General features: G+C 69.4%; 12 protein-coding genes. 9 read left to right on the top strand and 3 right to left on the bottom strand.

The window, feature by feature from the left end; all coding sequences use genetic code 11:
- The first annotated feature begins 104 nt into the window (after positions 1-104).
- The 5 genes from ACF8O7_RS17805 (at position 105) to ACF8O7_RS17785 (ending at position 5069) form a co-directional block, all read left to right on the top strand.
- Positions 105-1055 carry an AEC family transporter gene (locus ACF8O7_RS17805; RefSeq protein WP_016450376.1) on the top strand — a complete coding sequence of 317 codons (951 nt, stop codon included), beginning with the start codon at positions 105-107 and terminating at the stop codon, positions 1053-1055.
- Positions 1056-1163: 108 nt separating this feature from the next.
- Entirely contained in the window at positions 1164-2783 is a 1620-nt protein-coding gene (locus ACF8O7_RS17800) for a glycosyltransferase family 39 protein (RefSeq protein WP_392443942.1), read from the top strand.
- Entirely contained in the window at positions 2780-3784 is a 1005-nt protein-coding gene (locus ACF8O7_RS17795) for a glycosyltransferase family 2 protein (RefSeq protein WP_016454509.1), read from the top strand. The genes ACF8O7_RS17800 and ACF8O7_RS17795 overlap by 4 nt, the downstream gene beginning before the upstream one ends.
- Positions 3785-3786: 2 nt before the next feature.
- Positions 3787-4209, top strand: a complete 423-nt coding sequence (locus ACF8O7_RS17790; RefSeq protein WP_017406517.1) for a GtrA family protein — start codon at positions 3787-3789, stop codon at positions 4207-4209.
- The gene (locus ACF8O7_RS17785; protein WP_047219275.1) at positions 4206-5069 is read left to right on the top strand and encodes a ChbG/HpnK family deacetylase; all 864 of its coding nucleotides are present in this window, start codon (positions 4206-4208) and stop codon (positions 5067-5069) included. The genes ACF8O7_RS17790 and ACF8O7_RS17785 overlap by 4 nt, the downstream gene beginning before the upstream one ends.
- Before the next feature lie 198 nt (positions 5070-5267).
- Here ACF8O7_RS17785 and ACF8O7_RS17780 read toward each other — a convergent pair whose 3' ends face one another.
- The 3 genes from ACF8O7_RS17780 to hemE form a co-directional block, all read right to left on the bottom strand.
- On the bottom strand, positions 5268-6404 hold the full coding sequence (locus ACF8O7_RS17780) for an asparaginase (RefSeq protein WP_392443940.1): 1137 nt from the start codon (positions 6402-6404) through the stop codon (positions 5268-5270).
- A gap of 223 nt (positions 6405-6627) precedes the next feature.
- The gene (gene priA, locus ACF8O7_RS17775; protein WP_016450382.1) at positions 6628-8823 is read right to left on the bottom strand and encodes a primosomal protein N'; all 2196 of its coding nucleotides are present in this window, start codon (positions 8821-8823) and stop codon (positions 6628-6630) included.
- Positions 8824-9333: 510 nt separating this feature from the next.
- On the bottom strand, positions 9334-10446 hold the full coding sequence (hemE, locus tag ACF8O7_RS17770) for a uroporphyrinogen decarboxylase (RefSeq protein WP_016450383.1): 1113 nt from the start codon (positions 10444-10446) through the stop codon (positions 9334-9336).
- A 177-nt stretch (positions 10447-10623) separates the two neighbouring features.
- Between hemE and ACF8O7_RS17765 the strand changes: the two genes are divergently transcribed.
- The 4 genes from ACF8O7_RS17765 to ACF8O7_RS17750 all read left to right on the top strand — a co-directional run.
- Complete coding sequence (locus ACF8O7_RS17765; protein WP_126313022.1) at positions 10624-11619, top strand: tripartite tricarboxylate transporter substrate-binding protein; 996 nt, start codon at positions 10624-10626, stop codon at positions 11617-11619.
- A gap of 167 nt (positions 11620-11786) precedes the next feature.
- A complete protein-coding gene (locus ACF8O7_RS17760; protein WP_046987044.1) occupies positions 11787-12569 on the top strand; it encodes an enoyl-CoA hydratase-related protein in 783 nt (260 codons plus the stop codon).
- Between the two features lie 11 nt (positions 12570-12580).
- On the top strand, positions 12581-13048 hold the full coding sequence (gene paaI / locus ACF8O7_RS17755; RefSeq protein WP_203400321.1) for a hydroxyphenylacetyl-CoA thioesterase PaaI: 468 nt from the start codon (positions 12581-12583) through the stop codon (positions 13046-13048).
- 12 nt (positions 13049-13060) lie between these two features.
- Positions 13061-13674 (top strand): AMP-binding protein (locus ACF8O7_RS17750; protein WP_392443937.1); only part of this gene is annotated, 614 nt, incomplete at its 3' end.

Below are 13674 nucleotides of genomic sequence, written 5' to 3'. Positions count from 1 at the left end.
CCAGACCTGCCGGAGACGGATTCCGGCAGGTTTTTTTTCGCCCGCCGTCACCGGTGCGCCACGGGCGCGCAGCGTACGCGCCGGCTTGCTGCCAGAATCGCCGCGTGCTGTCCGTCCTGCTGATCACCTTCCCCTTCTTCGCTCTCGTGGCCTGCGGCTTCGCAGCCACCTGGCGTGGCGTGCTGCCGCAGGCGGCGATACCGGGGCTCAACGCCTTCGTGCTGTATTTCGCGCTGCCCTGCATGCTGTTTCGCTTTGGCGCGCAGACGCCGATCGCGCAACTGCTGGATGTGGGCGTCTCCGTGGTCTACCTGCTGTGCGCGCTGCTGATGGTGGGCGCCACCGTGGCGCTCACGCTGCGGCGCGTGGGCTGGAACGATGCGGCCTTCGGCGCGCTGGTGGCCGCCTTCCCCAATACCGGCTTCATGGGCGTGCCCATGCTGGTGGCGCTGCTGGGTGAGCGTGCGGCGGGCCCGGTCATCGTCACCATGGCCATCGACATGGTGGTGACCACCTCGCTGTGTATTGCGCTGTCGCGCCTTGGAATGCCGGGCGGGCACGGTGTGACGGTGGCATTGCGCCGCGCGCTGGCGGGCATGGCCTCCAACCCCATGCCCTGGTCCATCGTGCTGGGCGCAGTGGCGTCGGCGGCGGGCTGGACGCTGCCCGGCCCCATCGACCGCACCGTGGCCATGCTGGCGGGCGCGGCCTCGCCCGTGGCGCTGTTCACCATAGGCGCCGTGCTGGCGCGCTCGCAGATGAACAGCCATGAGCGCGTGGCCGCGCGCGACTACGTGCCCATCGCGCTGGCCAAGCTGCTGGTCCATCCGCTGCTGGTCTGGGCCGTGGCCCGCGCAGCCATGGCGCTGGGCCTGCCGCTGGGTGAGGAGGCCTTCGTGGCCCTGGTGCTGCTGGCCGCACTGCCCAGCGCCAGCAATGTCTCGCTGCTGACCGAGCGCTTCGGTGCGCATGGCGGGCGGGTGGCCCGCATCATCCTGGTGTCCACGGTGCTGGCCTTCCTGAGTTTCTCGGGTGCCGTGGCGTTGATGACCTGAGCCGGTCCGAGCGGCAGGCCTGGGCAGGCCCGGTCAGTCCAGGCCTGTCGGCAGGCTGGCGCTCTCTACAATCGCGCCCATGTTTTTTCACCACCTCGACGGGATTGCATGAAACCCTCCCCCTCTGCCCCGGCCGGCGCCCCCACGGGCGCGGGCCTGCTCTGGATGGTGACGCTGGCCTGCCTGCTCTGGGCCCTGGTGTCCTGGCTGGCCAATGGCAACCTGGACGGCTACCACGACATGCTGGAGAACTATGCCTGGTCCCAGCCGCTGCAGCTGGGCACGCACAAGCACCCGCCGTTCTTCGCCTGGGTGGTCGGCCTGTGGTTCATGGTGTTTCCGCAGAACGACGCCTTCTACCGCCTGCTGTCCTATGCCAATGTGGGCGTGGGCCTGTGGGGTGTCTATGTGCTGGGCCGGCGCCTGGGGCTGGCGCGCCTGGCGCCGCTGGGGGCGCTGCTGCTGCTGTGGTGCTTCCCGTATACGACGCTGGCCGGCAAGTTCAACGCCAACAGCCAGCTGCTGTCCCTGTGGCCCTGGGCGGCGGCCCTGCTGCTGGCCAGCTGGCAGGAAAAGGGTGTGCGGGGCCTGGCCTTCAGCGTGGCCCTGGGCGTGGTCTCGGCCGCCTGCATGCTCAGCAAGTACTACAGCGGCGTGTTCCTGGCCGGTTTTCTGCTGCCCATCCTCCTGGTTCGCGAAGGTCGCCAGTGGCTGCTCACTCCCAGGCCCTATGTGGCGCTGGCAGCCTTTGGCCTGGCGCTGGCGCCGCATGTGGCCTGGATTGCCCACCACCAGTGGGTGACGCTGGGCTATGCCATGGACCAGGGCGGCGGGCAGGTGGTGTGGAGCTATGTGCTGCGCTTTGCGCTGGCGCCCATCTTCTACTGGCTGCCGGCCTGGCTGGCCGTGTGCCTGGTGTATGGCTTCATGCAGGCCCGCCAGCAAGGCGGTGGCTGGCTGCGCTGGAGCGCGCGCTTTCTGCGCCGCAGCTGGGCCTGGCAGGGGCGGGGCGACACCTTGTTCTGGCTGGCCCTCATGCCCTGGCTGGCGACGCTGGGCTTTGGCGCCACCGGCGTGGTGGAGCTGTCCACGCCCTGGGCCATTCCCATCGGCTATGCCTTCGTGCTGCTGTGGCTGCGCAACCTGGACGCCGAGGCGCCTGCCGCGACGCAGGCCGCCCTGGCCGCGCTGCGCCGCGCCTGGTGGCCGAGCCTGGCCGTGGTGCTGGTGATTGGCGTGGCCGCGGGTTGGGGCAATGCGCGCAAGAGCAGTTCCGACTACTACCGGCCCGCGGCCGATGCGGCCCAGGCCATCGTGCTGTCCTGGAACCAGCGCCACCCGGAGCAGCCGCTGCAGTGGGTGGGCGGCGACTGGGCGGAAAACGCCATGCTCTCCTTCTATGCACAGCCGCATCTGCGCACCATCCCCGGCCTGCCCGACAGCGAATATGCGCGTGTGCTGGCGCTGCCGGACTGGCGCCGCCAGCCCGGCCTGCTGCTGTGCCCGCGCGGCCCCGTGGCCGGCGAGCCCGGGACGACCGCGAAATCGCGCGATTGCGAGCGGCAGGCGCAGGCCTGGCTGGCGAAGCTGGGCCTGCCGCAGGAGCCGCGTGTGCTCACGCTGCAACGCTCGGGCTGGCGTTTTCCTGTGCCCACACCTTATGCGTATGCGGTTTTTGATGTGTTGCCGCGCGCGGGCAGCCAGCCCGCTGACAATGCTGGCCTATGACCGAATTGCATGCTGACATTGCTCCGGCCGCTCCCAAGGGAATGCTGCCGCGCGCGCCGCTGCGGCTGAGCTGCGTGGTGCCGGCCCACAATGAAGAGGGCAACCTGGAGGCGTTCCTGCGCGCCCTGGACGCGACCGTGCGCACGCTGACGCCCGACTACGAGCTGATCGTCGTCAACGATGGCAGCCGCGACGCCACGCACGAGATCGCGCTGCGCATGGCGCAGGAGCTGCCCGTGCGCTACCTGGCGCTGTCTCGCAACTTCGGCAAGGAGGCGGCCCTGTCGGCCGGCATAGACCATGCGCGCGGCAATGCCGTGGTGCTGATCGACGCCGACTTCCAGCATCCGCTGCAGATGCTGCCCCAGATGTGCGAGCTGTGGCAGTCCGGCTACGACATGGTCTATGGCGTGATCGCCGACCGGGGCGCCGAAAGCGGCGCCAAGCGCGTGGGCACCAATCTGTTCTACCGGCTCATGAATGCCGGCAACCTGGTGAAGATCCCGCCCAATGCCGGCGACTTCCGCTGGCTGGACCGCTGCGTGGCCGACGCGCTCAAGGCACTGCCCGAGAGCCACCGGTTCATGAAGGGCCTGTACGCCTGGGTGGGCTTCAAGGCGGCGGCACTGCCGTTCGTGCCGGCCGACCGCACGGCCGGGGCGTCCAGCTTCAATTTCCGGCGCCTGGGCTCGCTGGCCCTGCTGGGGCTGACCTCGTTCACCACCTTGCCGCTGCGCGTGTGGAGCATCGTGGGCGGGATGATCTCGCTGGCGGCCCTGCTCTACGGGCTGTGGATCACCATGGAGACGCTGATCTTCGGCAACCCGCTGGACGGCTGGCCTACGCTGGCGGCCAGCATCATGCTGTTCTCGGGCGTGCAGCTGATGTCCATCGGCATCCTGGGCGAGTACATCGGCCGGATCTATGACGAGGTCAAGCGCCGTCCCACCTATCTGCTGGCGCGCGACGAGGACCGCAGCCCGCTGGCGCCGCGGGAGTAGCCATGCACGATGTGATCGCGCAGCTGCGCCGCCTGCCGCAGGCGCTGCAGTTCGTGCTGGTGGGCGGCTGCGCGGCCGCCACGCACCTGGCCGTGGTCGCCCTGCTGGTGCAGCTGGCGGGCATGGCGCCGCTGCATGCGAATGTGCTGGCCTTTCTCGTGGCCTTCGTGGTCAGCTACAACGGCCATGCGCTGTTCACCTTCGTGCAGACCCAGGCGCGTGGCCGGGCCGTGGTGGCCAAATACTTCGCCGTGGCCTGCGTCTCCTTCGTGGCCAATGAGCTGCTGTACTGGGCGGCCCTGCACTGGCTGCACTGGCACTATTTCTGGAGCCTGGCCCTGGTGCTGGTGCTGGTGGCGGTGGGCACCTTCGTCCTGGCCAAGTTCTGGGCCTTTGCGGCCCCCGGACGCAAGGAATCCCCATGAACACCATGCCTGCCATAAACGGGGAGAAGTCCCCGGCCAGAACCGTCGTCCTGTGCGCCGACGACTATGCGCTGCACCCCCTGGTCGACGAGGCCGTGGAGCAGCTCACGCTGCAGGGCCGGCTGTCGGCCACCAGCTGCATGACCACCTCGCCGCACTGGAGGCAGGCGGCCAGGCGCCTGCCCGCGCTGCGCCCGCGCCTGTCGCTGGGCCTGCACTTCAACCTGACCGAAGGCCATGGCCTGCAGCCCTCCTCCGGCATAGGGGCGGTGATTGCGCGCGCCTACGCAGGACGGCTGGGCAGCGCCGCCATGCGCGACGCCTGGCGCCGCCAGCTCGACGCCTTCGAGGACGCGCTGGGCATGGCCCCCGACTTCATCGACGGCCACCAGCACGTGCACCAGCTCCCCGGCGTGCGCGCCGCGCTGGTGCAGGAATTGCGCCAGCGCTATGGCGACAACGCCGACGACCTGCCCTGGGTCCGCTCCACCACCCCGGCCGGCCAGCTCTGGCGCGACCCCAAGGCCGCCATCATCGCCCTGCTCGGCGGCTGGACCACCACCCGCCGCCTGCGCCGCCAGGGCGTGCCGCTCAACCACGGCTTCGGCGGCGTCTACGCCTTCGACCAGCCCACGCCCGAAGGCTATGGCCGCCACATGGCCCAATGGCTGGCCCAGCTGCAGCCCGGCAGCCTCATGATGTGCCACCCCGCCACCGCCCCCGTCCAGGGCGACGCCATAGGCGCCCAGCGCGCCGTCGAATACGCCTACCTGCGCTCCGACGCCTTCGCCCAGGCCCTCGAACAAGCGCACTGCCACATCGCCCAAGGCCCCCTCACCCCGCTGTTCACAACGAACTAAGAAGCGGCAATAGAAAAGGCCCGGCCAAAAATGGACCGGGCCATGTGGGCGCAGCGCAAAAAACCGACGAAGCCCAAAGCAAGGGACAGCAAGCAAGGGCCGCCCCGCAGCGAGGCTGTCGTCCCCCTCCCCCGCGAAGCGGGTAGAGAGGCGCCGTGCCACGGGGGGAAGGCGCGCCAGCGCCTCAGGGGGTGCCTATCAATATTCCCAGAAGATGCGCTGCAGCTGCTTCGTGTCCTGCGTCTTGGTCAGGGCCACGGCGGCCAGCAGGCGGGCCTTCTGCGGGTTCAGGTCATGGGCGACGACCCAGTCGTACTTGTCGTCGGGCTGCTCGGCGTTGCGCAGCACGAAGCCGGCCGGCACGCGCGAGCTGCGCACCACGATCACGCCCTTTTGGCGCAGTTCATTGAGCTTGGGCACGATGCGGTCGGCCACCGAGCCGTTGCCCGTGCCGGCGTGCACGATGGCCTTGACGCCGGCCTTGCCCAGCGCGTCGATGGCCGTGGCGGGCACGTTGCCGTAGCCATAGACGATGTCCACGGCGGGCAGGTCGGTGATCTGCTCGATGTTGAACTCGCTGCCCCTGGTGTGGCGCTTGACGGGGGCGCGGAACCAGTAGGTCTTGCCCTCGACCACCATGCCCAGCGGGCCCCACTGGCTGGAGAAGGCATTGGTCTTGATGTTGGTGAGCTTGGCCACATCGCGCGCGGAGTCGATGTTGTCGTTCATGCTGACCAGCACGCCCTTGCCCGCCGAGTCCTTGGAGGCGGCCGTGGCCACGGCGCCCAGCAGGTTCAGCGCGCCGTCGGCCGAGATGGCCGTGCCGGGGCGCATGGAGCCGACCATGACGATGGGCTTGTCGGTGGGCACCACCAGGTTCAGGAAGTAGCCGGTCTCCTCCAGCGTGTCCGTGCCGTGGGTGACGACGATGCCGTCCACGCCGGGCTGCTTGGCCAGCTCGTTGACGCGGCGTGCCAGCGTCAGCAGTTCCTTGTTGGTGAAGCTTTCGGAGGCGATCTGGAAGACCTGCTCGCCAGAGACGTTGGCGATGTTGCTCAGCTCGGGCAGGCCGGCAAGCAGCTTGTCCACGGGGACCTTGGCGGCCGTGTAGGTGGCGCTGTTGACGGCGCTGGCGCCCGCGCCGGCAATGGTGCCGCCCGTGGCCAGGACGACCACGTTGGGCTTGCCGACCTGTGCGGCGGGAGCGGGTGCAGGGGCGGTCGCCGTGGCGGGCGCTGCGGCTGCGGGGGCCTGGCTGGCGCCGGGCTGGGACGCGCAGCCTGCCAGCGCAAGCGCGACGGCCATCAAGGTCATACGGAAGGGGGTGAACGGCATGTATCGCTCCTGGAAAGGCATTGAATGATCCAGCCTTGTGGGCTGAATGCGGCACGATGCAATAAACATGCCCCGCCTGCATCAGCGCAAATCCCGATGGGAGCCACGCAGCGAATGCGCTAAAAGCGCTTCCGAAAAAGGAGCGGTGAACGCTTTGCGGGATTGCGCCCAAGGCCTGAAAGGCTTGGGGTTTTTTGGGGCCGTTCCAAAGGCCGTACCACGCTCAGATGGCCAGCGGGTCCACGTCTACCAGCCAGCGCACCAGGGCGCGGTGCTCGGGCTGTGCTCTGATCCAGTGCAGATGCGCCTGCCAGGCCCAGAGAAAGCGCAGCAGGGCGGGCCGCTGGGCCGACTCGATCAGCATCTGCGCCCGCTCCACATTGGCCACGCGCTGGACGGACATGGGAATGGGCGGGTAGAGAAACACATCGTCCACATGGGGCAGGCCGGCCTGGCGCGCGGCTTGGGCGGCGGCGGCCAGAAAGGCCTGGGCGGCCTCCTGGCTGCGCGCATCGGCCCGCACGATGGCCTGGAAGGCAAACGGCGGCATGCCCGCATCGCGCCGCTCGCGCAGCTGGCGCGCCGCAAAGGCAGGGTAGTCGTGCGAGCGCAGCGCGGTGTAGACGGGATGGGACGGGTCGTGCGTCTGTATCCACATCTCCGGATGGCTGCCCTGGGCGGCCACGTAGTGCGCGTCGCGCCCTGCGCGGCCGGCCGCCTGCATCAGCAGGCTGAACAGGCGTTCGGGCGCGCGGTAGTCGCTGGAAAACAGCGCGCTGTCGGGCTGGACGGCGGCCACCAGGGTGATACGCCGGAAGTCATGGCCCTTGGCCACCATCTGGGTGCCGACCAGCACGTCGATGTCGCCGGCATGCACCTGGGCCAGCTGCTCCTCCAGCGCGCCCTTGGCGCGCGTGGTGTCGGCGTCGATGCGCGCCACGCGGGCGGGCTCGCGGTCGGGGCGCTGCACATTGCGCAGCAGGCGGGCCAGTTCTTCCTCCAACTGCTCCGTGCCCTTGCCCAGCGGCAGGATGTCGGGATTGCCGCAGCCGGGGCAGGCCATGGGCACGCGCTGGGTGTAGCCGCAGTGGTGGCAGCGCAGCGTGCGGTCGGCCTTGTGGAAGACCTGGTGGGCACTGCAGTGCGGGCAGTCGCTTTTCCAGCCGCAGTCGGCGCAGAACAGCACGGGCGCGAAGCCGCGGCGGTTGAGCAGCACCAGACTTTGCTCGCCGCGCTGCACACGCTCGGTGATGGCATCGATCAGCGGCGGCGAGAACACGGCCTTGCGCGGCTGCTGGCCCATGTCCACCAGGCGCACGCGCGGCAGGGCGGCCGCGCCGATGCGGCTGGGCATGTGCAGGCGCAGGTAGCGGCCGCCCTGCGGCTCGTCGGCATTGGGCGGGCGGCTGGCGTGCCAGCTCTCCAGCGAGGGCGTGGCGCTGCCCAGGATGACCTTGGCGCCGGTATCGCGCCCGCGCCAGATGGCCAGGTCGCGCGCCGAGTAGCGCGCGCCTTCCTGCTGCTTGTAGCTGGCGTCGTGCTCCTCGTCCACCACGATCAGCGACAGCCCCGGCAGGCTGGCGAACACCGACATGCGCGTGCCCAGCACGATGCGCGCCGTGCCCGTGTGTGCCGCCAGCCAGCTCTTGAGCCGCTGCGGGTTGGTCATGCCGCTGTGCATGCTGACCACGCAGGCCGCGCCATACTGCGGCGCAAAGCGCGCCAGGAAGCGCTGCTCCAGCTGGGGCGTGAGATTGATCTCGGGCACCATCACCAGTACCTGGGCGCCGGGGTCGGCATCCAGCGCGGCCTGGGTGGTCCTCAGGTAGACCTCGGTCTTGCCGCTGCCCGTGCTGCCGTAGAGCAGGAAGGGGCCGGGGTGGGCGGCGATCTGCGTGAAGACGTCGGCCTGCTCGGCGCTGAGGACGATGGGGGGAATGTCTGCGGCGGCCGGTGCGAGCGCTGATGCAGGCGCAGCGCCAGGCGCCTGTTGCGCCTGTTCCGCCTTTGCAGCCTTGGCCGCTCTCTTCGCCGCGGCCTTGGTCGGCCTGAGCCGGCGCGCCAGTTGCTCGGCCGTCATGTCGCGCAGCTGCGGCGGCAGGGCCGTCACGGCGATCTCGCCCACGCTGCGCTGGTAGTAGTAGGCGGCGAAGGCCACCAGCCGCCGCCAGGCCGCCGGCAGCGGCGCGATGCCCTCCAGCACGGCGCAGATGGCGCGCAGCTCCACGCCTTCGGGCACGGCGGGCGGCTGGGCCGGCGCGTCCCAGACCACGCCCAGCAGTTCCCGGCGTCCCAGCGGCACGCGCACCAGGGTGCCCGGCTCCAGCGGCTGCTCGCAGGTGTAGCTCAGCAGATCACCCACGGCGCTGTGCGCCGGCGTCTGGACGGCGACATGGACGGTATGGGCGGGAAGGGGCATGGGAAGAAAGCGGGGCCTGAAAACGCTGGCGCCGCAGGGCACGAACAGCGGCAACAAAGCCGCCAAGCATAAGCCTTGGGCAGCGTCCGAGGCGTGGGAAGCGGCGTTCTACACCAGACATCCCGGGCGGTGGCTACGGGTTTCTGGGTATATCGTCAATTTCTGTGGATAACTTTGTGGGGATTATTCGGATCTATGGCCATCCCCCCATTTGTCTGACCTTTCCGAGTGGTGCATTCTGAAAACGGTGCTATCAAAAAAAATCTTCAAAAACAACGGCTTATATCGATATGTCGCCCGCGTGCAGGCGCGGGTGACAACTGTGAGTCCTAAGACCTCGCTCAGATTTTTCTGTGCATAAGATGGTCTGTGGCCATCTTGTGCAGCAAGCGCCGGCCGGGCGCGCGGACTGTGGACAGCGCGGCCCAGCCGGGCCGGTGGCTGTCACGGCAGGGGGCCGGCGCTGCGCTGGCATCCGGTCCTGCGTGTGATGAGGAGCAGGGCGGGCGCTCAGCGCTGGCGCATGGCGCGCGAATGGCCGTGGACGGCCTCGACCAGGGCGGCCACATGCTCGGGCGGCGTGAACTGGCTGATGCCGTGGCCCAGGTTGAAGATGTGCGTGGGGCCCGTGGTGGTCCTGTCGGTGTGCGGGGCGCCGAAGCTGTCGAGCACGGCGCGCGCCTGCTCGGCCACGCGCTCGGGCGGCGCGAACAGCACATTGGGGTCGATGTTGCCCTGCAGCGCCTTGCCGGGTCCGCCCACCTCGCCGCCGACGATGGCGCGGGCGCGGGCCAGGTTGGCCGTCCAGTCCAGGCCCAGCACCTCGCAGTCCAGGTCCTTCATGTCGGGCAGCCAGATGCCGCCGCCCTTGGTGAAGACGATGCGCGGCACGTCCTGCCCATCGACGCCCGTGCGCTTGAGTCCGGCCAGCACGCGCTTCGTGTAGGCCAGGCTGAATTCCTGGAAGGCGCCATCGGCCAGCACGCCGCCCCAGCTGTCGAACACCATCACGGCCTGGGCGCCCGCATCGATCTGGGCGTTGAGGTAGGCGGCCACGCTGTCGGCGTTGATGGCCAGGATGCGGTGCATCAGGTCGGGGCGCGCATACATCAGGCTCTTGACCAGGCGGTAGTCGTCGCTGCCCTTGCCCTCGACCATGTAGCAGGCCAGGGTCCAGGGACTGCCCGAGAAACCGATCAGCGGCACGCGGCCATCGAGCGCGCGGCGGATGCTGGTCACGGCATCGAACACATAGCGCAGCTTGTCCATGTCGGGCACGGCCAGCTCGGCCACGGCGGCCTCGTCGCGCACCACCTTGGCAAAGCGCGGGCCTTCGCCTTCGGCAAAGGACAGGCCCAGGCCCATGGCGTCGGGCACGGTCAGGATGTCGGAGAACAGGATGGCCGCGTCCAGCGGGAAGCGCTCCAGAGGCTGCAGCGTGACCTCGGTGGCGTAGTCCACGTTGGTGGCCAGGCCCATGAAGCTGCCTGCCCGGGCGCGCGTGGCCTTGTATTCGGGAAGGTAGCGGCCCGCCTGGCGCATCAGCCACAGCGGCGTGTAGTCGGTGGCCTGGCGCCGGCAGGCGCGCAGGAAGGTGTCGTTGGTCAGGGGGGCGAAGCTCATGGTGGGCGATTGTCGCCGAGTCGGCTTCGCCAGGTTGCCGCGATGCCCGAGCAGCGCAGGGCGTCTTGCCCCGGGTTAACCCTGGTCAATATCGGCGGCAACGGGCTTTTTGAGGCCGCTACATTGTGCGGCGTGCGTTCCGCACGGGAATCCGTCCATGCAAGGAGAGAGTTTGCGATGCAGCGAAGAACCCTGACCCAGATCCTGGCCCTGGCACCGGCCTCGGCCGTTTGGGCTGCCAGCGGGCTGGCTGGAAGTGCCACGGCGGCCGAGCCGCTGTTTCCGGGCAAGGCGCCGCTGCGCATCGTCGTGGGCTACCCGCCCGGTGGCGCCACCGACCGCGTGGCGCGCATCGTGGCCGACAAGCTGCAGGCGCGCGTGGGCTCGCCCGTGGTGGTGGAGAACAAGCCCGGCGCGGGCGGCCGCCTGTCGGCCCAGTATGTGAAGAACGCGCCGGCCTCCCAGCCTGCGCTGCTGCTGGCCAATCCGGCCGTGATGCTGGTGGCGCCCCTGGTGTTCCCCGACTCGGGCTACGACCCCGACAAGGACTTCCGCCCGGTCAGCGAGGTCAACCGCTATGAATTCGGCGTGGCCGTGGCCAGTGCCGTGCCCGTCAGGCAGCTGTCGCACCTGCTGGCCTGGCTGCGTGCCAATCCGCAGCAGGCCAACGTGGGCGTGCCGGCCACGGGCAGCCTGCCGCACTTCTTCTCGCTGATGCTGGGCGAGGCCGCCAAGGTCCGGACCGAAACCGTGGGCTACAAGGGCTCGGCCCCGCTGCTGACCGACCTGGTGGGCGGCCAGGTGCCGCTGGCCATCGACACCTTCGACGTGCTGCTGCCCCAGCATGAGGCCGGCAAGATCCGCGTGCTGGCCGTGTCGGGCGAGCGCCGCAGCACCATGGCGCCGGACATCCCCACGCTCAAGGAATCGGGCCTGAACCTGTCGGGCATGGGCTGGAACACCTTGTTCGCGCCCCAGAGCATGGCGCCCGACATTGCCGAGCGCCTGTCGCGCATGGTGCAGGAGATCATGAAGGAGCCCGACACGCGCCAGAAATTCGAGGCCAGCCGGCTGACCCCGGTCGCCAGCAGCAGCGCGCAGACGGCCGAGATGCTCAAGGCCTACCGCGCCCAGTGGACGCCGGTGGTGCAGCGCTCGGGTTTCAAGCCCTGAACCTTCGACAAATCGGCCCGTGAGGGCCTTTTTTCATGGGGCCTAGGGTTTCCTCGGTGCCTGGGCGCTTGTCGTGGAAAGGGTCTGGCGACTAACATTTACCGACCATTCGGTAAATTATGTTTGATCTGCCGCATAAAGACGGCAGACAGGCCTCGGAGACTTCCATGCCCCCATCGCTGGTTCTGGTTGAGCAGCAAGACGCCGTCCGCACCCTGGTGCTCAATCGCCCCGACGCGCTCAACAGCTTCAACGCGCAGCTGCACGAGCAGCTGCTTTCGGCCCTGGAACAGGCTGCCGGCGATGCCTCGGTGCGCTGCGTGGTGCTCACGGGCGCGGGGCGCGGCTTTTGCGCGGGCCAGGATCTCTCCGACCCCGAGGCCGCGCCCGACCAGAACCTGGGCGACCTGATCGAGCGCCGCTACCAGCCGCTGTGCCTGCGTCTCAAGTCCATGCCCGTGCCCGTGGTGGCTGCCGTCAACGGCGTGGCTGCCGGCGCGGGCGCCAATATCGCGCTGGCCTGCGACCTGGTGCTGGCCGCACGCTCGGCCAGCTTCATCCAGGCCTTTGCCAAGATCGGCCTGGTGCCCGACTGCGGCGGCACCTGGCTGCTGCCGCGCCTGGTGGGCCGTGCGCGCGCCCTGGGGCTGGCCCTGCTGGGCGACAAGCTGCCTGCGGCCGAGGCCGAACGCATCGGCCTGATCTGGCGCTGCGTGGAAGATGCCGATTTGCGCAGCGAGGCCCAGACCCTGGCGCAGCGCCTGGCCGCCATGCCGGTGCGGGCCCTGGCGCGCACGCGGGAGGCCATGGACTCGGCCCAGCTGCTGGACTACGAACATGCGCTCACGCGCGAGGCGCGCCAGCAGGGCCAGCTGGGCGCAGCCCACGACTACCAGGAGGGCGTGGCCGCCTTTCTGGGCAAGCGGGCTGCCGTGTTCTCGGACCGCTGAGGAGCGGCGCCATGCAAGACAACCACACCCCGGACGAGGCCGCCCAGCGACTGGCCGAGCAGGTGCGCGACGGCATGCTGGCGCGCGACCGCGCCGCGCAAGGACTGGGCCTGCGCATCACCGAGATCGCGCCCGGCACGGCGCGCATGGAGATGGCCGTGCGCGACGACATGCTCAACGGCTTCGACATCTGCCACGGCGGCTTCATCACGGCGCTGGCCGACACGGCCTTTGCCTATGCCTGCAATGCGCGCAACGAGATGACGGTGGCCTCGGGCCTGAGCGTGGACTTCGTCGCGCCCGGGCGGCCCGGCGACGTGCTCACCGCGCAGGCCCGCGAAGTCTCGCGTGCAGGCCGCACCGGCGTCTATGACGTGCAGGTCACCAACCAGCGCCAGGAAGTGATCGCGCTGTTCCGTGGCCGCTCGCACAGCTTCAAGGGCCGGCCCACCGTGCCCGGCCTGAACCAGCCCGTCTGAAAAGGCCCAGCCATGCCTGTCCAGCGCCCCGCCCCCGGCGAACTCGATCCCATCGAAACCGCCAGCCGCGACGAGATCGCCTCGCTGCAGCTGCTGCGCCTGCGCTGGTCGCTGCAGCATGCCTACGACCATGTGCCGCATTACCGCCGCGCGTTCGACGAGAAGGGCGTGCACCCCTCCGATCTGCGCACGCTGTCCGACCTGGCCCGCTTTCCCTTCACCACCAAGAAGGACTTGCGCGAGAACTATCCGTTCGGCATGTTCGCCGTGCCGCGCCAGAAGGTGGCGCGCGTGCATGCCTCCTCGGGCACCACGGGCAAGCCCACGGTCGTGGGCTACACGTTGAATGACATCGACAACTGGGCGAACCTGGTGGCGCGCTCCATCCGCGCGGCGGGCGGGCGGCCCGGCGACATGGTGCATGTGGCCTACGGCTACGGCCTGTTCACGGGCGGCCTGGGCGCGCACTACGGTGCCGAGCGCGCGGGCTGCACCGTGGTGCCCATGTCGGGCGGGCAGACCGAAAAGCAGGTGCAGCTGATCCAGGATTTCCGGCCCGACATCATCATGGTCACGCCCAGCTACATGCAGGTGATCGTGGAGGAGATGCAGCGCCAGGGGATGGA

Source organism: Delftia sp. WSY_16 (assembly GCF_043104415.1).
Taxonomy (GTDB): domain Bacteria; phylum Pseudomonadota; class Gammaproteobacteria; order Burkholderiales; family Burkholderiaceae_C; genus Comamonas; species Comamonas tsuruhatensis.
The sequence above is the reverse complement of the archived record's forward strand: the minus strand, read 5'-3'. Positions and strand labels throughout refer to the sequence as shown.

Excerpts from the sequence above, each read along its gene's own strand:
- ACF8O7_RS17800 (WP_392443942.1), top strand. The coding sequence starts at position 1,164 with ATGAAACCCTCCCCCTCTGCCCCGGCCGGCGCCCCCACGGGCGCGGGC.
- ACF8O7_RS17765 (WP_126313022.1), top strand. The coding sequence starts at position 10,624 with ATGCAGCGAAGAACCCTGACCCAGATCCTGGCCCTGGCACCGGCCTCG.
- ACF8O7_RS17780 (WP_392443940.1), bottom strand. The coding sequence starts at position 6,404 with ATGCCGTTCACCCCCTTCCGTATGACCTTGATGGCCGTCGCGCTTGCG.
- paaI (WP_203400321.1), top strand. The coding sequence starts at position 12,581 with ATGCAAGACAACCACACCCCGGACGAGGCCGCCCAGCGACTGGCCGAG.
- ACF8O7_RS17790 (WP_017406517.1), top strand. The coding sequence starts at position 3,787 with ATGCACGATGTGATCGCGCAGCTGCGCCGCCTGCCGCAGGCGCTGCAG.
- ACF8O7_RS17760 (WP_046987044.1), top strand. The coding sequence starts at position 11,787 with ATGCCCCCATCGCTGGTTCTGGTTGAGCAGCAAGACGCCGTCCGCACC.
- ACF8O7_RS17795 (WP_016454509.1), top strand. The coding sequence starts at position 2,780 with ATGACCGAATTGCATGCTGACATTGCTCCGGCCGCTCCCAAGGGAATG.
- hemE (WP_016450383.1), bottom strand. The coding sequence starts at position 10,446 with ATGAGCTTCGCCCCCCTGACCAACGACACCTTCCTGCGCGCCTGCCGG.
- priA (WP_016450382.1), bottom strand. The coding sequence starts at position 8,823 with ATGCCCCTTCCCGCCCATACCGTCCATGTCGCCGTCCAGACGCCGGCG.
- ACF8O7_RS17785 (WP_047219275.1), top strand. The coding sequence starts at position 4,206 with ATGAACACCATGCCTGCCATAAACGGGGAGAAGTCCCCGGCCAGAACC.